Annotated in this window: 18 protein-coding genes and 4 tRNA genes; 17 read left to right on the top strand and 5 right to left on the bottom strand. The window is 59.2% G+C overall.

Features of this window, described 5'->3' with window-relative positions; genetic code table 11:
• Positions 1–55: 55 nt before the first annotated feature.
• Both LOY56_RS18065 and hemB read left to right on the top strand, forming a co-directional pair.
• The gene (locus tag LOY56_RS18065; RefSeq protein WP_258616165.1) at positions 56–763 is read left to right on the top strand and encodes a glutathione binding-like protein; all 708 of its coding nucleotides are present in this window, start codon (positions 56–58) and stop codon (positions 761–763) included.
• A 152-nt stretch (positions 764–915) separates the two neighbouring features.
• The gene (gene hemB, locus LOY56_RS18060) at positions 916–1,890 is read left to right on the top strand and encodes a porphobilinogen synthase (protein WP_258616162.1); all 975 of its coding nucleotides are present in this window, start codon (positions 916–918) and stop codon (positions 1,888–1,890) included.
• Between the two features lie 139 nt (positions 1,891–2,029).
• Here hemB and LOY56_RS18055 read toward each other — a convergent pair whose 3' ends face one another.
• Entirely contained in the window at positions 2,030–3,559 is a 1,530-nt protein-coding gene (locus LOY56_RS18055; RefSeq protein ID WP_258616159.1) for an FAD-dependent monooxygenase, read from the bottom strand.
• A 192-nt stretch (positions 3,560–3,751) separates the two neighbouring features.
• On the opposite strand from LOY56_RS18055, the gene LOY56_RS18050 reads away from it, so the two are divergent.
• Both LOY56_RS18050 and LOY56_RS18045 read left to right on the top strand, forming a co-directional pair.
• Positions 3,752–4,846: a DUF1615 domain-containing protein gene (locus LOY56_RS18050; RefSeq protein ID WP_258616158.1), complete on the top strand. Its 1,095-nt coding sequence runs from the start codon at positions 3,752–3,754 to the stop codon at positions 4,844–4,846.
• A 121-nt stretch (positions 4,847–4,967) separates the two neighbouring features.
• Entirely contained in the window at positions 4,968–5,588 is a 621-nt protein-coding gene (locus LOY56_RS18045; protein WP_258616155.1) for a glutathione S-transferase, read from the top strand.
• A gap of 18 nt (positions 5,589–5,606) precedes the next feature.
• On the opposite strand, the gene LOY56_RS18040 is transcribed toward LOY56_RS18045, so the two are convergent.
• Positions 5,607–6,047 carry a CBS domain-containing protein gene (locus tag LOY56_RS18040; RefSeq protein ID WP_258616152.1) on the bottom strand — a complete coding sequence of 147 codons (441 nt, stop codon included), beginning with the start codon at positions 6,045–6,047 and terminating at the stop codon, positions 5,607–5,609.
• Positions 6,048–6,450: 403 nt separating this feature from the next.
• On the opposite strand from LOY56_RS18040, the gene truA reads away from it, so the two are divergent.
• The 12 genes from truA to LOY56_RS17980 all read left to right on the top strand — a co-directional run bounded on the left by truA (position 6,451) and on the right by LOY56_RS17980 (position 15,893).
• On the top strand, positions 6,451–7,275 hold the full coding sequence (gene truA, locus LOY56_RS18035; protein WP_258622764.1) for a tRNA pseudouridine(38-40) synthase TruA: 825 nt from the start codon (positions 6,451–6,453) through the stop codon (positions 7,273–7,275).
• A 63-nt stretch (positions 7,276–7,338) separates the two neighbouring features.
• The gene (locus tag LOY56_RS18030) at positions 7,339–7,962 is read left to right on the top strand and encodes a phosphoribosylanthranilate isomerase (RefSeq protein WP_258616151.1); all 624 of its coding nucleotides are present in this window, start codon (positions 7,339–7,341) and stop codon (positions 7,960–7,962) included.
• A 232-nt stretch (positions 7,963–8,194) separates the two neighbouring features.
• Positions 8,195–9,115: an acetyl-CoA carboxylase, carboxyltransferase subunit beta gene (accD, locus tag LOY56_RS18025; RefSeq protein ID WP_056744405.1), complete on the top strand. Its 921-nt coding sequence runs from the start codon at positions 8,195–8,197 to the stop codon at positions 9,113–9,115.
• Positions 9,112–10,419, top strand: a complete 1,308-nt coding sequence (gene folC, locus LOY56_RS18020) for a bifunctional tetrahydrofolate synthase/dihydrofolate synthase (protein ID WP_258616148.1) — start codon at positions 9,112–9,114, stop codon at positions 10,417–10,419. Before accD ends, folC begins: the two co-directional genes overlap by 4 nt.
• Complete coding sequence (locus LOY56_RS18015) at positions 10,403–11,065, top strand: SPOR domain-containing protein (protein ID WP_258616147.1); 663 nt, start codon at positions 10,403–10,405, stop codon at positions 11,063–11,065. The genes folC and LOY56_RS18015 overlap by 17 nt, the downstream gene beginning before the upstream one ends.
• A 98-nt stretch (positions 11,066–11,163) precedes the next feature.
• Positions 11,164–11,724 carry a CvpA family protein gene (locus LOY56_RS18010; RefSeq protein WP_258616145.1) on the top strand — a complete coding sequence of 187 codons (561 nt, stop codon included), beginning with the start codon at positions 11,164–11,166 and terminating at the stop codon, positions 11,722–11,724.
• A gap of 41 nt (positions 11,725–11,765) precedes the next feature.
• Positions 11,766–13,271: an amidophosphoribosyltransferase gene (gene purF / locus LOY56_RS18005; RefSeq protein WP_007905939.1), complete on the top strand. Its 1,506-nt coding sequence runs from the start codon at positions 11,766–11,768 to the stop codon at positions 13,269–13,271.
• 79 nt (positions 13,272–13,350) lie between these two features.
• A complete protein-coding gene (locus tag LOY56_RS18000; protein ID WP_258616138.1) occupies positions 13,351–14,562 on the top strand; it encodes an O-succinylhomoserine sulfhydrylase in 1,212 nt (403 codons plus the stop codon).
• Positions 14,559–15,335, top strand: coding sequence for an SDR family oxidoreductase (locus LOY56_RS17995; protein ID WP_258616136.1), 777 nt, complete (start codon positions 14,559–14,561; stop codon positions 15,333–15,335). Before LOY56_RS18000 ends, LOY56_RS17995 begins: the two co-directional genes overlap by 4 nt.
• 181 nt (positions 15,336–15,516) lie before the next feature.
• A tRNA-Val gene (locus tag LOY56_RS17990) sits at positions 15,517–15,592 on the top strand.
• Positions 15,593–15,647: 55 nt separating this feature from the next.
• Positions 15,648–15,724, top strand: a tRNA-Asp gene (locus LOY56_RS17985).
• A 92-nt stretch (positions 15,725–15,816) separates the two neighbouring features.
• A tRNA-Asp gene (locus tag LOY56_RS17980) sits at positions 15,817–15,893 on the top strand.
• Positions 15,894–16,133: 240 nt separating this feature from the next.
• Here the strand turns inward: LOY56_RS17980 and LOY56_RS17975 are convergent.
• On the bottom strand, positions 16,134–17,417 hold the full coding sequence (locus tag LOY56_RS17975; protein WP_258616133.1) for an FAD-binding oxidoreductase: 1,284 nt from the start codon (positions 17,415–17,417) through the stop codon (positions 16,134–16,136).
• A 183-nt stretch (positions 17,418–17,600) separates the two neighbouring features.
• On the opposite strand from LOY56_RS17975, the gene LOY56_RS17970 reads away from it, so the two are divergent.
• Positions 17,601–17,677, top strand: a tRNA-Val gene (locus tag LOY56_RS17970).
• 319 nt (positions 17,678–17,996) lie between these two features.
• Here LOY56_RS17970 and pbpG read toward each other — a convergent pair.
• Positions 17,997–18,935, bottom strand: coding sequence for a D-alanyl-D-alanine endopeptidase (pbpG, locus tag LOY56_RS17965; protein ID WP_258616132.1), 939 nt, complete (start codon positions 18,933–18,935; stop codon positions 17,997–17,999).
• Positions 18,936–19,169: 234 nt separating this feature from the next.
• Positions 19,170–20,024, bottom strand: coding sequence for a bifunctional methylenetetrahydrofolate dehydrogenase/methenyltetrahydrofolate cyclohydrolase FolD (gene folD / locus LOY56_RS17960; protein ID WP_258616131.1), 855 nt, complete (start codon positions 20,022–20,024; stop codon positions 19,170–19,172).
• Between the last annotated feature and the right edge of the window lie 28 nt (positions 20,025–20,052).

The raw sequence follows: 20,052 nt of genomic DNA, 5'->3' as shown, positions 1-20,052 counted from the left end.
CCTTCGGCAGCTCTACATTATGATCTTCGCTTCGATTTTTCCGTGGATGCCCCTTATGACCGATTTGTCTGCATTCCCCATCACCCGAAAATGGCCGGCACAGTACCCGGAGTGGATCCAGCTCTATTCCTTGCCAACGCCCAATGGCGTCAAGGTTTCGATCATGCTCGAGGAAATCGGGCTGCCCTACGAGCCGCATCGTGTGAGCTTCGACACCCATGATCAGTTATCCCCTGAATTTCTGTCGCTGAACCCCAATAACAAGATCCCGGCAATCCTCGACCCCCACGGTCCAGGGGACCAACCGCTGGCGTTGTTCGAGTCCGGGGCGATTCTGATTTACCTCGCCGACAAGAGCGGGCAACTGCTGGCGCAGGAATCGGCGGCGCGTTATGAGACCCTTCAATGGCTGATGTTTCAGATGGGCGGTATCGGTCCGATGTTCGGCCAGCTCGGTTTCTTCAACAAATTCGCTGGCAAGGACTACGAAGACAAGCGTCCCCGTGATCGCTACGTCGACGAAAGCAAGCGCTTGCTTAACGTCCTCGATGGCCGTCTGCAAGGGCGCGACTGGATCATGGGTGAACGCTATACCATCGCCGACATCGCGACCTTTCCATGGGTACGCAACCTGATTGGCTTCTACGAGGCCGGCGACCTGGTCGGTATCCAGAATTTCCCCAACGTCACCCGCGTACTGGAACGTTTCCTGGCAAGACCTGCGGTGATTCGCGGGTTGGAAATCCCCAAGCAACCTCTTTGAGCTATCCCACAGGGTTCTGTGCTGGATGCGGTGATTGTTACCAGTGCGGTAATGCAGCCTTGAGCGATCGAGGTTTGTGCCCAGCGCCGCACTGGGCATAAGCTTCGCCCCCTACGACTATTCTCTCATCCGCCGTTTTTTCAGGAAGACCCATGCCCAGTCAGTTCCCCGAAGCACGTCCACGCCGTCTGCGCCGCAATGCGAGCCTGCGCAGCCTGTTCCAGGAAACCGAGTTCAGCTTGAACGACCTGGTGCTGCCGATTTTCGTCGAGGAAGAAATCGACGATTTCGTGCCGATCAAGAGCATGCCCGGAGTGATGCGCATTCCCGAGTCGAAGCTGGCCGGCGAGATCGAGCGTTACGCTCGGGCCGGGATCAAGTCGGTGATGACGTTTGGCGTGTCCCATCATCTGGACAACAGCGGCAGCGACACCTGGAGCGACAATGGTCTGGTGTCGCGCATGTCGCGCATCGCCAAGGATGCCGTGCCGGACATGATCGTGATGTCCGACACCTGTTTCTGCGAGTACACCGACCACGGCCATTGCGGTGTATTGCACCACCACGAAGTCGACAATGACCAGACCTTGATCAACCTCGGCAAACAAGCCGTAGCGGCTGCTCGGGCTGGCGCCGATGTGATTGCACCGTCGGCGGCCATGGACGGGCAGGTCCAGGCCATTCGCCGGGCGCTCGATGAAGCGGGCTTCAGCCAGACCGCGATCATGGCCTATTCGACCAAATTCGCTTCGGCACTTTATGGCCCGTTCCGCGAGGCCGGCGGCAGTGCGCTGAAGGGCGACCGAAAAAGCTATCAGATGAACCCGATGAACCGCCGCGAAGCCGTGCGTGAATCTCTGATGGACGAGCAGGAAGGCGCCGACGCGTTGATGGTCAAACCGGCCGGCGCCTACTTGGACATCATCCGTGACATCCGCGAAGCCTCGCGTTTGCCGCTGTCGGCGTATCAGGTGAGTGGCGAGTACGCGATGATCAAATTCGCCGCCCAGGCTGGGGCAATCGATGAAGACCGAGTGGTACGTGAGAGCCTGGGGGCGATCAAGCGGGCCGGGGCGGATTTGATCTTCACCTACTTCGCGATGGACCTGGCCCTGGCCGGGATCTAACTGTTTTGAAAGATCGTTCCCATGCTACGCGTGGGAACGCCTCCTGTGACGCTCTGCGTCACGCTTGTTGGGACGCGGAGCGTCCCTGGCTGCATTCCCACGCAGAGCGTGGGAACGATCAGTCTCGGTAATCGTGGGTTCAGCCGAAGAACGGCCGAATCTCACGGTCCCGGAAATACCGCTCGATCACCTTCGGATCGGCGCTGTAGTCGGCAATCGCCACGTACGTATCCGGCCGCAGCAGGTAAAACCCGTTGCGCGCCAGCCCGACTGCTTCAAACACAGGCCGCCAGTCGAACACCTGCACCGGCAGGTGATGCTCGGTGCACCAGGCGATCATCTCGTCGCTGGTGTCGCCGTATACATGCACCTGCCAGGTCAGGTCCTTCAGCGATTCGAAATTGTCCCCTTCAGCGTCGTGGGCCCAGGGCAGACGATCACCGCCGTGAACATGGCCCGCAACCCCTTCGCTCAACGGCATGCCGCGATAGTTGAGGGTGGTCTGCGACACCGTGCGAAACATGAACTCCCTAACCGGTTCCAGCGAGATCATTTTCGGCATCAAAAAAGGTGCCACGCGCATACGCACTATGTCGGCAATTGGCCCATCGGCCGTAACGAAACTGAAGACCCGATCAGTGGTGGCTACCAGGCGCCGGGCAAAGGCGATGCGTTCGGTTTCATAACTGTCGAGCAGTTTGGGCGTGGCGCCGCCGCTCAACACTGTTGCGAGTTTCCAGGCCAGATTGATCGCATCGCCAATCCCGGTGTTCATGCCTTGGCCACCTGCCGGGCTGTGGACATGGGCAGCGTCACCCAATAGAAACGCGCGCCCTGTGCGAAAGTGATCCGCAACCCGGTGATGCACGTGGTAGGTCGAGAACCAGTTCACCTGATCTATCCGCAGCTTTAAATTCTCAATGGCCCGGCTGCTGACGTCTTCAAACTGGAGGGTTTCGGCGCGGTCGGCACGCTCGTCGCGAACCGTGCCGATCAGTCGGGCGCGACCTTCGCTGGACAAGGGGAAAACGGCGAGGAAGTCAGCTTCGTCGAGGTCTACATGCAGTTCACCGTTGAACGTGGGGCCGCGAGCCTGCACATCCGCCACGTAGAAAATCTGCTGGTAGGTGCCGCCCGGAAAACCGGTGTCCAGCGTCTTGCGCACAATCGACCGGGCGCCGTCGCAACCGGCGAGGTAACAGGCCTGGCAGGTTTCCTGCTGGCCATCAGGCAAGCGCAGTATCGCCGTGATGCCGTCGCCGGTTTCCTCGAAGCTCTGCAGTTCGGTGTCGCGCTCCACCGTAATACCGAAAGCCTCCAAACGTTCGATCAGCAGGCGTTCGTGCTCGTCTTGCGGATAGATTTCCAGAAACGCATAGGGCGTCAGACCCTCGCCGATGGTACTCAGTGGCAGGCGTGCGACCGGTTGGCCCTTGACCCAGAAATTCGCTGCGGCCACTTTATGGCCGTTTTGTACAACGGCGGCGCTGAGGTCGAGCTGGCGATACAATTCAAGCGTTCGAGCCTGCACTGCCAGTGCGCGCGAGGTGGTGCCGGGGGCCGACGTCTTGTCGATAATCCGCACCGCAATCCCCAGTTTGCTCAGCCACAGCGCCAGGACCAGCCCGGTTGGGCCAGCACCGATGATCAGCACATCGCTACGGTTCATGAGCCTGTTCCCTCCTGGGTGTCTGGATCAAGTATGGTTCAACCGGGATGCACCGGCCGCCCGGCTGCCCAACGGAAAACGTGGCTTGAGCACTACGGGGCGGGGGAACAGTCCGCGACCGTCACAGTCATAGCCTGCGCCATGCCATTGATCGTATGGTTAACCTGGCTCAACGGATTTTGATGGAGCACCATGCAAGCCAATCGATTGATCATGAGCCTCGCGGCGTTGTTGCTCCTGGCCGGTTGCGGTACCCAGCGCACTCAGGAACCGCCGGCCCGCAAGGCTGCCGAGGTCAAGGCAGAGATCCTGCGTCTGCTCCCGGCCAAGACAGTCGACCGTCAGGGTTGGGCCACGGATATTTACGCGGCGTTTACCGCGCAGAATGTTTCGCCGACCACACAAAACCTGTGTTCGGTACTCGCGGTCACTGAGCAGGAATCGACGTTTCAGGTTGATCCACCGGTGCCGGGCCTGGGCAAGATCGCCCGGGACGAGATTGACCGCCGCGCCGCCAAGGCTCACATCCCCAGCCTGTTGGTGAGCGGTGCCTTGCAGGTGAATTCACCCAATGGCAAAAGTTACAGCGATCGACTGAATGCCGCGCGCAGTGAAAAAGAACTCAGCGCGATGTTCGATGACTTCATCGGCATGGTGCCCATGGGGCGGACGCTGTTCGATGGTTTCAACCCAGTGCACACCGGTGGGCCGATGCAGGTCAGCATCGACTTCGCCGAGCAGCAGGCGCGCAATTATCCCTATCCGGTGGATGGCTCGATTCGCCGCGAAGTGTTCACGCGCCGTGGTGGCCTGTATTTCGGTATTGCCCACTTGCTCGGTTATCCGGTGAGCTACAAGCAACCGCTGTATCGCTTCGCTGATTACAACGCCGGTTGGTACGCCAGCCGCAATGCGGCATTTCAGAACGCGGTAAGTCGTGCGACGGGCATTGCACTGATGCTGGATGGCGATCTGGTGCGCCACGGCTCGATCATGCCTGACACCACAGAATTGGCGGTGCGCACGCTCGGCAAGCGATTGGACATGCGTAACCCGACCATTCGCGATCAACTGGAGGAGGGTAACAGTCTCGAATTCGAGGACACCAAGCTGTATCGGCGCGTGTTCGCCTTGGCCGAGCAGGCTGAAGGCCGGCCATTACCCCGTGCGGTGTTGCCAGGGATTGTGCTGCAAAGCCCGAAAATCACTCGCAAACTCACTACGGCGTGGTTCGCCAAGCGAGTCGATGAGCGTTATCAGCGCTGTATGAAGCGCGCGGGGATGTGACCGAGCCAGAAGGGGAGGTGTGGAAGCGGTGTACAAGCCTTGACTGACTGGCGCTGATAAGAGATTCGAACGCAATCTTCGGCAACTGCTACAAAGAAAGGGTCGCAGAGGAGATTTAGTCATGTATCAGCTCTATGGGCATCAAAACTCGGGTGCGGCCGCCATCGAAGCGGCGTTGGAACTGTGCGAGGTTCCTTATCGCTTCATCGATGTTTCATCGTCCCAGGAGTCGGTGCAGGCGTTGGAGAAGCTCAACCCGCTCAAGCAGATTCCCACCCTGCAATTGCCCGATGGCGGTGTACTCACCGAGAGTGCGGCGATCCTGATCCATCTGGGCCTCACGTTCCCTGCGTCGAACCTGCTACCGGAAAACCCGCTCAAGCGCGATCAGGTTATTCGGGGCCTGGTGTACATCGTCAGCAATTGCTATGCCGCCATCGGCATCATCGATTATCCCGAACGCTGGCTGGCCGAGGCGGACGAATCATCGAGGGAAAATCTAATGGCCGGTGCGCGCCAACGTCTGCATTGGAGTTGGGAAGTGTTTGCCGATCAGTTCGCCGGCAAGTTGTACCTGGGTGAGGGCGCGCCGGGCGCCCTGGATATTCTGGCGGCGGTGGTGACGCGCTGGGCGGGTACGCGGGAGCACTTGCGCACCGCGCGGCCGGGGTTCTCCGCCTGGCTCGAACGCTTTGACCGACACCCGGCATTGGCACCGGTTTTCGCGCGGCATTGGCCATAGGAACACATCGCCACAGGATCACTCGCCGCGAATGTACTGCTCCAACTGCCGAATCAGTTCAGCCTGTTCAGCGATGGCTTCCTTGACCAGGTCACCGATCGACAGCAGGCCTATCAATTCGCCGTTTTCCACCACCGGCAAATGTCGCAGGCGTTTTTCGGACATGATGCCCATGCAGGTTTCGACGGTTTGATGGGTGTCTACGGTGATGACCGGCGCTACCATGATGTCGCTGACCGGTGTGCCGACGGAGGAACGCCCCTTGAGCACCAGTTTGCGAGCATAGTCCCGCTCGCTGATGATGCCGACCACTTTGCCCTCTTTCACGACCGGCAACGCACCGACGTTTTTCGAGGCCATCACCATCAGCGCTTCCAGCACCATTTGATGAGGCGCAATGGTATGGACTTCCTGATTCTGTTGGGCCTTTAACTTGAGCAGTTGGGCGACGGTCTTCATGGCAGTTTCTCGGGTGTTTTCGTTGTTCTTGAAGGATCGTAGAGACACGCTTGCAGAGCAAGGCAGAAAGCGGCACATACCGCGTAAAAAGCGTCATTCAACGATTTTTTTGTAAAAAACCGACACGTATGGATGTGGGATGAGGGGGGCTTGCCCCAATACCAGGCAGTCTGGACGCGAAACCTGTGGCCGTTGGGTGGTCGGCATTATTTATGCTTAGCGCCAGTTTTCCGGTGGAACAAGCTTGCCTCCGTTCAACATTAGAACCGGCATTGCGCCGGTCGGGCAGGGCGGGGAAACATGCAGCGCTGGCGTCCCGGTCCAGCGGCCTTATAATGCCTGCCTTTGCGTAGATCAGCAGGCTGTCACCCCCTTGGCAAATATAGATAATCCGGCCGCCGAAATGGCGGCCGACGGCTTTTTCCGGATCGCGTTGGGCGTTGAATACAAAGGCTCGCGTTATCGCGGCTGGCAGCGTCAGGCCTCCGGTGTGGCCACGGTGCAGGAAACCCTCGAAAAGGCCTTGTCCAAAGTCGCCGACTCACCCGTGTCGCTGCATTGCGCCGGACGCACCGACGCCGGTGTGCATGCTTGCGGGCAAGTGGTGCATTTCGATACCCAGGTCGAGCGTTCGATGAAGGCTTGGGTCATGGGTGCCAACATCAACTTGCCGCACGACGTCAGCGTCAGCTGGGCCAAGGTTATGCCGGCGGATTTCCATGCGCGGTTCAAGGCCATCGCCCGGCGGTATCGCTACGTGATCTACAACGATCAGATCCGCCCGGCGCACCTGAACGAAGAAATCACCTGGAATCACCGTCCACTGGACGTCGAGTGCATGTCCGAGGCTGCTCAGTATCTGGTAGGCACCCACGACTTCAGCGCATTCCGCGCCGGCCAGTGCCAGGCCAAGTCGCCGATCAAGGAGCTGCATCACCTGCGCGTCACCCGCCATGGCAAAATGATCGTGCTGGATATCCGCGCCAGCGCGTTCCTGCACCACATGGTGCGCAACATCGCCGGCGTGCTGATGACCATTGGTGCCGGCGAACGTCCCGTGGAATGGATGAAGGAAGTGCTGGAAAGTCGTATTCGTCGTTCCGGCGGGGTGACGGCCCATCCGTTTGGCCTGTATCTGGTACAGGTCGAGTATCGCGACGAGTTCGAATTGCCCGAGCGTTACATCGGCCCACACTTCCTCACTGGTTTCTCGGAACTTGACGGCTGACGCCCTCGAACGCTTTTGTTACCATCCGGGACTTTCCCGGATTTGTCCTGAGGTTCTATCGACATGCCAGCCGTTCGCAGCAAAATTTGTGGGATTACCCGCATAGAAGATGCGTTGGCAGCGGTCGAGGCCGGGGCCGATGCCATCGGATTTGTGTTCTACGCTAAAAGCCCGCGCGCCGTGACGTTCCAGCAGGCGAGGGCGATCATCAAGGCTTTGCCGCCGTTCGTGACCACCGTGGGTTTGTTCGTCAACGCCAGCCGCTGTGAATTGGGGGAAATCCTCGATGCTGTGCCGCTGGACCTGTTGCAGTTCCATGGCGACGAGACCGCGGCCGACTGTGAAAGCTGGCACCGGCCTTACATCAAGGTGTTGCGGGTCAAGGCCGGTGATGACATCGCAGCCGCTTGCGATGCCTACGCCAGTGCCAGCGGGATCCTGCTCGACACCTATGTCGAAGGCGTTCCCGGCGGAACCGGTGAAGCCTTTGACTGGTCACTGATACCGCAAGGCCTGAGCAAACCGATCATCCTGGCGGGCGGCTTGACGCCAGACAACGTCGCCGAGGCGATTGCCCGGGTTCGGCCTTATGCGGTGGATGTCAGCGGTGGAGTGGAAGCGAGCAAGGGCATCAAGGATCACGCAAAGATTCAGGCATTCATCAAGGCAGTTATAGGCGCTGTGTAGAAGCGCCTACGTTGATGTGACGGCTGGCAGACTGCCGCCGTCCACTGCTCTGTGTAAAACAGGCGCACTTGCACAAAGCAGCAATGGCTGAGGATGTTTTGGGTTGTACGCAGGTCACCTCTCGCTGACCCGGCAAGCCATCGATCATCGCCACACACATGAATTTAGCTCAAGGGCATACGCGGGGCTGCGAACCAGAGCGTTCGGGCCGCCGGTACTGGAGAAAGAAAGCATGAGCAACTGGTTAGTAGACAAACTGATCCCTTCGATCATGCGTTCCGAGGTCAAGAAGAGCTCGGTGCCTGAAGGTTTGTGGCACAAATGCCCGTCTTGCGAGGCGGTGTTGTATCGTCCCGAGCTGGAAAAGACCCTGGACGTTTGCCCAAAGTGCAACCACCACATGCGTATCGGCGCGCGCGCGCGCATCGACATCTTCCTCGACGCAGAAGGCCGTGCCGAACTGGGCGCGGACCTGGAGCCGGTTGACCGTCTGAAATTCCGCGACGGCAAGAAGTACAAGGATCGCCTGACCGCTGCGCAAAAGCAGACCGGCGAAAAAGATGCACTGATCTCCATGAGCGGCACCCTGCTGGGTATGCCGGTGGTGGTATCGGCCTTCGAATTTTCCTTCATGGGTGGCTCGATGGGCGCCATCGTCGGTGAGCGCTTCGTGCGCGCCGCCAATTACGCTCTGGAAAACCGTTGCCCGATGATCTGCTTTGCCGCCTCCGGTGGTGCGCGGATGCAGGAAGCGCTGATCTCCCTGATGCAAATGGCCAAGACCTCCGCGGTGCTGGCGCGTCTGCGTGAAGAAGGCATTCCGTTCATCTCGGTACTGACCGACCCGGTCTACGGCGGTGTTTCCGCCAGTCTGGCGATGCTCGGCGACGTAATCGTCGGTGAGCCGAAAGCCCTGATCGGTTTCGCCGGTCCGCGCGTGATCGAGCAGACCGTGCGCGAAAAACTGCCGGAAGGTTTCCAGCGCAGCGAGTTCCTGCTGGAACACGGCGCGATCGACATGATTATTCACCGTCAGGAACTGCGTCCGCGTCTGGGCAACCTGCTGGCACAAATGATGGGCCTGCCGACGCCAAAGTTCGTCGCCGCGCCAATCGAGCCGATCGTGGTTCCGCCGGTACCTGCGAACATATGACCGAGCGTACCCTTGGCGAGTGGCTCGCCTACCTTGAACAGTTGCATCCTTCGGCCATCGACATGGGGCTGGAGCGTTCGCAACAGGTAGCGTCCCGCATGGGACTGGGCAAGCCGGCGCCTCGGGTGATCACGGTCACCGGCACCAACGGCAAGGGTTCTACCTGCGCATTCGTGGCTTCATTGCTGCGGGCGCAGGGCCTGAACGTCGGTGTCTACAATTCTCCGCACCTGCTGCGTTACAACGAGCGGGTGCAGGTCAATGGCGTCGAAGCGACTGATGCCGAGCTGTGCGAAGCCTTCGCGGCGGTCGAGGCCGGTCGTGGCGACACTTCCCTGACGTACTTCGAAATGGGCACCTTGGCGGCGTTCTGGCTGTTTCAACAGGCAGGGCTTGATGCGGTGGTGCTGGAAGTCGGGCTGGGCGGGCGTCTGGATACGGTCAACGTGGTCGATGCGGACATGGCGCTGGTCACCAGCATCGGCGTCGATCATGCGGATTACCTGGGCGATACCCGCGAATCCGTGGCTTTCGAAAAAGCCGGCATTTTCCGCCAGGGCGCGCCTGCGCTCTGTGGTGATCTGAATCCCCCTCAACCTCTGCTGGATAAAGCGCGCGAGCTCAATTGCCCGTTTTTCCTGCGTGGGCGTGATTTCGATCTGGGTGTCACCGATCACAACTGGCAATGGCGCGGCCTTGACGCTCAAGGGCGTGCGGTCGAGTTGCATGATCTGCCATTGCTCGATTTGCCAATGGAAAACGCCGCACTGGCCTTGCAGGCTTACCTGCTGCTCGGTCTGCCTTGGGTGGGTGCGCAGATTATTGAAGCGCTGAAAGCGACGCGGGTGGTCGGTCGTCTTGATCGCCGTCAGTTCGACTGGCAAGGCAGGCGACTGAATCTGCTGCTGGACGTGGGGCACAATCCCCATGCGGCGGAGTATCTGGCCCGTCGTCTGGCCAGCCGACCGCCGGCCGGCAGACGTCTGGCGGTGTTCGGGTTGTTGGCGGACAAGGATCTGGAAGGTGTTGTCGGTGAATTGAATGCTAGTGTTCAGCATTGGGCTGTCGCCCCGCTGGATTCGCCACGGTCGCGGCCCGTTGAGCCGTTGCACGCGGCGTTGCAGAGCCTTGGCGCCTCGGTAACGTCTTATGAAAGCGTGGCCGCCGCCCTGGAAGGGCAGTGTGCACAGGCGACGAGCGACGACGAGATTTTATTGTTCGGATCATTTTATTGTGTCGCCGAGGCCCTTGAGTGGCTGGCCCGGCACTCCACGGAGGAAGCGGCAAATGGCTTTGCTGGATAAGGCGTACAAGCAGCGCATGGTCGGAGCCCTGGTGTTGGTGGCGCTGGCGGTGATTTTCCTGCCGATGCTGTTTTCCCGTCAGGACGAACAGCGCCAGGTGAGGGTCGATGCTCCGGCTGCACCACAAGCGCCAGCCGTGCCGCACGTGCAGGTCGAGCCGGTGGTGGTGCCTGAACCGCAAGCCTTGCCGCAGGAACCGGTGCCAAGCGATGACGAAATTGCCGAGCAGCAAGCGCCGTCGACACCCATCGCACCAAGCGCTCCCGTTCCATCAGTGCCATCGGCAGCCAAACCGGTCACCCCCCCTCCGACGCCAGTCGCCAAGCCTGTGCCGGCCCCTGCCCAGCCGATTGCTGTCGCGCCGGGCAAGCCGGCCACCACCCCAAGCCGCGTCGATGCCAATGGCCTGTCGGTCAGTTGGTCGGTGCAACTGGCGAGCCTGTCGAGTCGTGAAAGCGCTGAAAGTCTGCAGAAAACCCTGCGTAGCCAAGGCTACAACGCCTATATCCGCACCTCGGATGGCAAAAATCGGGTGTTCGTCGGGCCATTGATCGAGCGCGCGGAAGCCGATCGTCTGCGTGATTTGTTGAGCCGCCAGCAGAACCTCAAGGGCTTTGTGGTGCGTTTTCAACCTGAGCGCGGCTAAAACTATCGCCCCGATTTGAAAAGCACTGACAATCTCAGCTTACCGACAGCCATGGGCTCTGCTAAAATGCGCCGCCTTATCCGTCTGTAGGCTGCACTGTGCCATTTACCTGGGTTGACTGGGCGATCGTTGCAATCATCGCCATCTCCGCTTTGATCAGTCTGAGCCGCGGCTTCGTCAAGGAAGCACTCTCGCTGCTGACCTGGATCATCGCAGGAGCCGTTGCCTGGATGTTCGGTGGTTCATTGTCCGAGTACCTCGGCGGATACATCGAAACGCCGTCGGCTCGTGTGATCACAGGCTGTGCCATCATGTTTGTCGCCACTTTAATCGTAGGCGCAATGATCAATTATCTTATCGGCGAATTGGTTCGCGTCACCGGGCTGTCCGGGACCGATCGATTCCTCGGCATGGCCTTCGGCGCAGCGCGTGGCGTGTTGCTGGTGGTTGTGGCGGTCGGGCTGTTGAGCCTGGGGCCGGTACAGCAGGACGGGTGGTGGCAACAATCACAACTCGTGCCAAAATTTCTATTGGTTGCAGACTGGTCCAAAAACCTGATCCTGGGGTGGAGCAGTCAGTGGCTTGCCAGCGGAATCAGCGTACCCGCTGATATACCGTTCAAGGAGCACCTCTTGCCGACGGCCAAAACGCCTCAGTGAGTTGTGTTCAGTTCAGATCCATTAAGTAGGGGTTGCGTCGCATGTGTGGCATCGTCGGTATCGTCGGTAAGTCGAACGTCAATCAGGCGCTGTATGACGCGCTAACCGTCCTCCAGCACCGCGGCCAGGACGCTGCCGGTATCGTGACCAGCCATGATGGCCGGTTATTCCTGCGCAAGGACAATGGCCTGGTACGTGACGTGTTCCATCAGCGTCACATGCAGCGCCTGGTCGGCCACATGGGCATTGGCCATGTGCGTTACCCGACCGCGGGCAGCTCGACTTCGGCCGAAGCTCAACCGTTTTACGTCAACTCGCCGTATGGCATCACCTTGGCGCACAACGGTAACCTGACTAACGTTGAACAATTGGCCAAGGAGATTTACGAATCTGACCTGCGCCACGTCAACACCAACTCCGATTCGGAAGTACTGCTCAACGTGTTCGCGCACGAGCTGGCCCAGCGCGGCAAGTTGCAGCCGACCGAAGAAGACGTGTTCGCTGCCGTCACCGACGTGCACAACCGTTGCGTCGGTGGTTATGCGGTCGTGGCGATGGTGACCGGTTACGGCATCGTCGGTTTCCGCGATCCGCACGGCATCCGTCCGATCGTCTTCGGCCAGCGTCATACCGACGAAGGCGTCGAGTACATGATCGCCTCCGAAAGCGTTTCGCTGGACGTGCTCGGTTTCACCCTGATTCGCGACCTGGCACCGGGCGAAGCGGTCTACATCACTGAAGACGGCAAGCTGCATACCCGTCAGTGCGCGACTAACCCGTCGCTGACTCCGTGCATTTTCGAACACGTCTACCTGGCGCGTCCGGACTCGATCATCGACGGCGTCTCTGTCTACAAGGCCCGTCTGCGTATGGGCGAGAAGCTCGCCGAGAAGATCCTGCGCGAGCGTCCGGATCACGACATCGATGTGGTTATCCCGATTCCGGACACCAGCCGCACCGCGGCCCTGGAACTGGCGAACCACTTGGGCGTCAAGTTCCGCGAAGGCTTCGTGAAGAACCGTTACATCGGCCGGACCTTCATCATGCCGGGGCAGGCTGCACGGAAGAAATCCGTACGCCAGAAGCTCAACGCCATCGAGCTGGAATTCCGCGGCAAGAACGTGATGCTGGTGGACGACTCCATCGTTCGCGGCACCACCTGCAAGCAAATCATCCAGATGGCTCGCGAAGCCGGCGCCAAAAACGTCTACTTCTGCTCCGCGGCACCGGCCGTGCGTTACCCGAACGTCTACGGCATCGACATGCCGAGCGCTCACGAGCTGATCGCCCACAACCGTTCGACCCAGGACGTGGCCGACCTTATCGGCGCTGACTGGTTGATCTATCAGGACCTGCCTGACTTGATCGAAGCGGTCGGTGGCGGCAAGATCAAGATCGAGAAGTTCGATTGCGCGGTGTTCGACGGCCAGTACGTCACCGGTGACGTCGACGAGGCTTACCTGAACAAGATCGAGCAGGCACGAAACGATGCCTCCAAGGTCAAGACCCAGGCAGTCAGTGCGATCATTGATCTGTACAACAACTGAGTAACTACCGGCCCTGAGGGGCCGGTTTTGTATCTACTGATTAACGCTCTATATCAAGAGCAGGGCTAGGAGTGACAGCATGAGTCAGGATTGGGATGCCGGTCGGCTGGACAGCGATCTTGAAGGTGTAGCGTTCGATACCCTGGCCGTACGCGCCGGTCAGCACCGCACGCCGGAAGGCGAACACGGTGATCCTATGTTCTTCACTTCCAGCTACGTATTCCGTACCGCTGCCGATGCGGCGGCACGCTTTGCCGGTGAAGTGCCGGGCAACGTTTACTCGCGCTACACCAACCCGACCGTGCGCGCGTTCGAAGAGCGTATTGCTGCACTGGAAAGCGCTGAGCAAGCCGTGGCCACCGCCACCGGCATGGCCGCGATCATGGCGGTGGTGATGAGCCTGTGCAGTGCCGGCGACCATGTTCTGGTCTCGCGTAGCGTGTTCGGCTCGACCATTAGTCTGTTCGAAAAGTACTTCAAGCGCTTCGGTATCGAAGTCGATTACGTGCCCCTGGCGGACTTGTCCGGCTGGGATGCGGCGATCAAGGCCAACACCAAATTGCTGTTCGTCGAGTCGCCGTCCAACCCGCTGGCCGAGCTGGTAGACATCAAGGCGCTGTCGGAAATTGCTCACGCCAAAGGCACGATGCTGGTGGTCGACAACTGCTTCTGCACCCCTGCGTTGCAGCAGCCGTTGAAGCTGGGCGCGGACATCGTTGTGCACTCGGCGACCAAGTTCATCGATGGCCAGGGTCGTTGCATGGGCGGCGTTGTGGCCGGTCGTAGCGAGCAGATGAAAGAAGTCGTCGGTTTTCTGCGTACGGCTGGGCCGACCCTGAGCCCGTTCAACGCCTGGATCTTCCTCAAAGGGCTGGAAACGCTGAGCCTGCGCATGAAGGCGCACTGCGCCAATGCCCAGCAACTGGCCGAATGGCTGGAGCAGCAGGAGGGCATCGAGAAAGTCCATTACGCCGGTCTCAAGAGTCATCCGCAGCACGAACTGGCCCAGCGTCAGCAGAAGGCTTTCGGTGCGGTCGTGAGTTTCGAGGTCAAGGGCGGCAAAGAGGGCGCCTGGCGCTTTATCGATGCGACTCGCCTGATCTCCATCACTGCCAACCTGGGCGACAGCAAAACCACCATCACGCACCCGAGCACCACTTCTCACGGCCGTCTCGCGCCGCAAGAGCGTGAAGCGGCAGGGATCTGTGACAGCCTGATCCGCATAGCGGTCGGTCTGGAAGATGTCGCAGACCTGCAGGCTGATCTGGCGCGCGGGTTGGCTGCTTTGTGATCGAGTTGTCGACGCCGACCACGGGCACCCATGGCCGCGTCGCGCTGGTCACCGGTGCTGCGCGCGGCATCGGTCTGGGGATTGCGGCTTGGCTGATCAGCGAAGGCTGGCAGGTGGTGCTGATCGATCTGGATCGTGAGCGCGGTTCGAAAGTGGCGAAGGTGCTGGGCGATAACGCCTGGTTCATCGCCATGGACGTCGCGAATGAAGCGCAGGTGGCACTGGGCGTGGCCGAGGTGCTAGGGCAATTCGGGCGTCTGGATGCGCTGGTGTGCAATGCGGCGGTGGCCGACCCGCACAACATCACCCTGGAAAGCCTCGATCTGGCCTACTGGAATCGGGTGCTGGCGGTGAACCTCAGCGGGCCGATGCTGTTGGCCAAGCACTGTGCGCCGTACCTGCGTGCTCACAGCGGCGCCATCGTCAACCTGGCCTCGACCCGTGCCGGGCAGTCGGAACCCGACACAGAGGCTTATGCGGCGAGCAAGGGCGGTTTGTTGGCCCTGACTCACGCCTTGGCCATCAGTTTAGGGCCGGAAATTCGCGTCAACGCGGTCAGCCCGGGGTGGATCGACGCGCGAGACCCGGCGGCACGGCGTGCCGAACCGCTGACCGATGCCGATCATGCGCAGCATCCGGCGGGCAGGGTAGGGACGGTCGAGGACGTAGCGGCAATGGTGGCGTGGTTGCTGTCGAAGAACGCCGGGTTCGTCACGGGCCAGGAGTTTGTGGTCGATGGTGGCATGGCCAAGAAGATGGTATATGAGCAGTGAAAAGCAGCTGTAAGCTGTAAGCTGCAAGTAGTGGCGGGACTGTACCAAGCCTGCTTATGCAAGTCCGCTTTTTCTTGCAGCTTAAAGCTTGCTGCTAAAAGCTATTTTTGAAAAAAATCCAATCCTGCTATTGACTTAGCTTCGGTACCTGCGTAAATTTCGCGGCCTCGGAGATGCAAACGGGTGATTAGCTCAGCTGGGAGAGCGTCTGCCTTACAAGCAGAATGTCGGCGGTTCGATCCCGTCATCACCCACCACTTCCGAGAGTCTTGCGAAAGCAAGATGGAAGCTTTTAAAAGCCTCCACCGACGCGCAGCGGTAGTTCAGTCGGTTAGAATACCGGCCTGTCACGCCGGGGGTCGCGGGTTCGAGTCCCGTCCGCTGCGCCATATTTTCCGAGTCAGATTCATCTGATTCTAGATTGAAAAGCTTCTGAGTTTTCAATCAGACGAGTTACTTGGGCGAAAGTCCAAAGCGATACGCAGCGGTAGTTCAGTCGGTTAGAATACCGGCCTGTCACGCCGGGGGTCGCGGGTTCGAGTCCCGTCCGCTGCGCCATATCTGCCTCAAGGCCCACTGAACGCCTTGAAGCTACGAAGCAAATCGCTGTAAAGCGAGTGTCTGCTTCGAGTCGATAGCAAAGACCCTGGTCGAAAGACCGGGGTTTTTTGTGTCTGTGATTTGGCTTTTTCTGCTCTCTCAAGCTCGTCTGTGCGCGGTCCGAACTGAGCGCGGCCTTCGGCGGTTGCTGTGGATCTCGTTTCGATTTGGGGTCATTGCCCGGGCGGGTTCTGTCGATCAAACGCCGAGCTTGTCCCGCAATCCGTAATACCATGCGCCCAGCGCGGCGAACGGTGTGCGTAGCAATTGCCCGCCGGGAAATGGGTAGTGGGGCAGGTCGGCAAAGGCGTCGAAACGCTCGGCCTGGCCGCGCAATGCTTCGGCCAGCACTTTGCCTGCCAGGTGCGTATACGTCACGCCGTGGCCGCTGCAGCCTTGGGAATAGTAGATGTTGTCGCCTAGCCGTCCGACCTGGGGCAGTCGCGATAGCGTCAGCAGGAAATTGCCGGTCCAGGCGTAATCGATTTTCACGTTCTTGAGTTGCGGGAAAGCCTTGAGCATCTTCGGTCGAATGATCGCCTCGATGTTCGCCGGGTCTCGCGCGCCATAGACTACGCCGCCGCCGAAGATCAGGCGTTTGTCAGCGCTCAGGCGATAGTAGTCGAGCAGGTAGTTACAATCTTCGACGCAGTAGTCCTGAGGCAGCAGATGTTTGGCCAAATCATCACCCAGGGGTTCGGTGGCGATCACTTGAGTTCCGCAGGGCATCGACTTGGCCGCTAGCTCCGGCACCAGGTTGCCGATATAAGCATTGCCGGCGACGATGATGAATTTAGCCCTGACCTTGCCCTGAGGTGTATGCACCGCCGGATTAGCGCCGCGCTCGATGCGCACCGCTGGCGACTGCTCGTAAATAGTCCCGCCCAACGACTCCACGGCTGCGGCCTCGCCCAGTGCAAGGTTGAGCGGATGAATATGGCCGCCGCTCATGTCGAGCATGCCGCCGACGTATTGATCGCAAGCCACTACGTTACGGATACGTTGCTGATCCAATAGCTGAAGTTGCGTATGACCGAAGCGCTCCCACAGACGCTTCTGGGACTCCAGATGCCCCATCTGTCTGGCGGTGATGGCGGCGAACACGCCGCCATCTTTCAGGTCGCACTGGATGTTGTATTTGGTCACCCGCTCACGAATGATCCGTCCGCCCTCAAACGCCATCTGTCCCAGTAGCTGAGCTTGCTTGGGGTCGACGCTGCGCTCGATCACGTCAATGTCGCGGCTGTAGCTATTGACGATCTGGCCGCCGTTGCGTCCCGATGCGCCAAAACCCACTTTGGCTGCCTCCAGAATGGTAACCCGAAAGCCGTTTTCCAGCAGGAACAGGGCGGAGGACAGGCCGGTGTAACCGGCACCGATCACACAGACATCAGTCTCTATATCATTCTGCAAAGTTGGGCGCGGTGACGCCGCATTGGCCGACGCGGCGTAATAAGACTCTGGGTAGGGGGTGTTCGCCATCCTGCAGCCTCTGTTTAATATATTTTACGAGTGTATCGATCCTACCCGAGTTAAAAATCGACCGCCAGCCAGCGGAAAATCTTCTTTGCCGCAGCAAAATTAAATATTTTGCATATTCATAGGGTTAGGTGAAAAAAAGGTGTTGACACCCCTTCGGAATTCCGTAGAATGCCGCCTCACAGCAGGCACGTAGCTCAGTTGGTTAGAGCACCACCTTGACATGGTGGGGGTCGTTGGTTCGAGTCCAATCGCGCCTACCAAACAAAATCCGCTCTGCTGGGCGGTGTGAAGGGGAATCCGAAAGGGTTCCCCTTTTTTCTTTGTCTGGAAAAAAGTTCGCTGACTCATTCGCGCATGAATGAAGATTTCCTTTGGGTTGTGTTCGCGCAAGCATCTGAGCGGCTCTACTGGCCTGTTGGGCGCAGCGCTCAAGCACTATCTTATCTGGATAGTGTTTATTGTCCTGTCCTTGCAATGGGCAGGCTCCAGCTGGTTGAGCTATCGACCGAGCGCTGACGGGCATGCATGTGAGGGGTGGCGGATTGAAAACCCGCCTCCGCTCATGCAGTTGTCACGACCTTACTTCGATGCTTCAACCACCCCGCTCTGGCGATGCTTGAGGTTCTTGTCGGACTTGTACTGCAGGGCTACAGACGGCACGTTGGCGCTCTTCCCGGTTTCGATCCAGTTGCGAATCCGGCCAGCATCGGCAAAGTGTGTGTACTTGCCAAAAGCATCAAGGATTACCAATGCAACCGGGCGATTACCCATGCTGGTTACTAATACCAGGCAGTGGCCGGCCTCGTTGGTGAAGCCGGTCTTGGTCAGTTTGATGTCCCAGTTCGGCTTGTTGACCAGGTGGTCGGTGTTGCGAAACCCAAGGCTGTAGTTGGGTTTACGGAATGAAACGGTTTTTTCCTTGGTGGTGCTCAGCTCAGTCAGTAAGGGGTGCTTGTGCGCGGCGACCAGCAGTTTGCTCAGGTCGCGAGCGGTGGACACGTTGCGAGGTGAGAGTCCCGTCGGTTCGACGAAATGGGTGCTGGTCATTCCGAGTGCCTTGGCTTTGGCGTTCATCGCGGCAATGAATGCGACGTAACCGCCCGGATAATGATGGGCCAGGCTTGCGGCGGCACGGTTTTCCGATGACATCAGGGCAATTAGCAGCATTTCCCGGCGCGACAATTCGCTGTTGAGTTTGACCCGGGAGAACACGCCTTTCATTTCCGGGGTGTCGCTGATGTTGACGGAAAGGTATTCGTCCATGTTTTGTCGGGCTTCTACCACCACCAGGCCGGTCATCAGTTTGCTGACAGATGCGATTGGCACTACGACGTCAGGGTTGCTGGCGTAGATAACTTTGTTGGTTTGCATATCCATCAGCAAGGCACTGCCGGAAGCGATCTTCAGTTGTGAAATGTCTCGGGGCGCCTCGGTGACTTCCGCGGCGTTGACCGTGGGTGTGGTGAAAGTCCCTGTAAATGCAAAAAACAAGCTCAGGATTGAAAGGCGGATTTTCACGCTGGCGGACTCATGAAGGGTGGATATGCCGTTTTGTAACGGGCTATTTCTTAAAAAGCGACGCATTTTAGGAGTATGGCTGAAGAACTGTCGATGGTTGAGCGATGTTCAGATGAAAGTGCGCGGGGGCCTGATAAAAACAGGCTTTTCCGGCGGATGGTCGAGATTTTTCCGCGGGCAAAAAGAACCCCGCGATTGGCGGGGTTCTTTTTATGCGGTGCTGCAAGCATCAATTCAGCCGTGCAGTGTTTCTGCGGCGTACAGTGTATTTTCCAGCAGGCAGGCGCGGGTCATTGGACCAACACCACCCGGTACTGGAGTGATCCAGCCGGCGCGGGGCAGGGCGGTTTCATGGATGACATCACCGACCAGCTTGCCGTCTTCCTGACGGTTGATGCCGACGTCGATCACGATCGCGCCTTCCTTGATCCATTCGCCTTTGACCAGGCCCGGCTTGCCGGCGGCAACCACCACCAGGTCGGCGCGACCGACATGGCCTGCCAGGTCCTTGGTAAAACGGTGGGTCACCGTCACCGTGCAGCCAGCCAGCAGCAGTTCCATTGCCATTGGGCGGCCAACAATGTTGGAAGCCCCGACAATGACCGCATCCATTCCGTAAAGATCGGCGCCGGTGCTTTCCAGTAGCGTCATGATGCCTTTAGGTGTGCATGGGCGCAGTAGCGGAATGCGCTGTGCCAAGCGGCCGACGTTATAAGGGTGGAAACCGTCGACATCCTTGTCGGGACGAATGCGTTCGAGCAATTTCGAGGCATCCAGATGTGCAGGTAAAGGTAGCTGAAGCAGAACGCCGTCAATCGCCGGATCGTCGTTCAGGCGGTCAATCAGATCGCTCAATGCTTCTTGAGTGGTTTGAGCAGGCAGGTCGTAGGCTTGGGAAAGGAAGCCGACCTCTTCACAGTCTTTACGCTTGTGCGAGACATAAACCTGAGAGGCAGGATCACTGCCGACCAGGATCACCGCGAGGCCGGGTGTGCGCAGGCCTTGCTGGCGACGCTCGGCGACTCGTTTGGCGATCTGCTGGCGCAGGCTGGCGGCGATCGATTTGCCGTCGATTAGTTGTGCAGTCATTGCGCGTGATTAACCATCGAGAGGGGGA

The sequence above is a fragment of the Pseudomonas sp. B21-048 genome (assembly GCF_024748615.1).
Classification (GTDB): domain Bacteria; phylum Pseudomonadota; class Gammaproteobacteria; order Pseudomonadales; family Pseudomonadaceae; genus Aquipseudomonas.
Note: the sequence above shows the minus strand (reverse complement) of the source record. Positions and strands in the feature narration are given on the sequence as shown.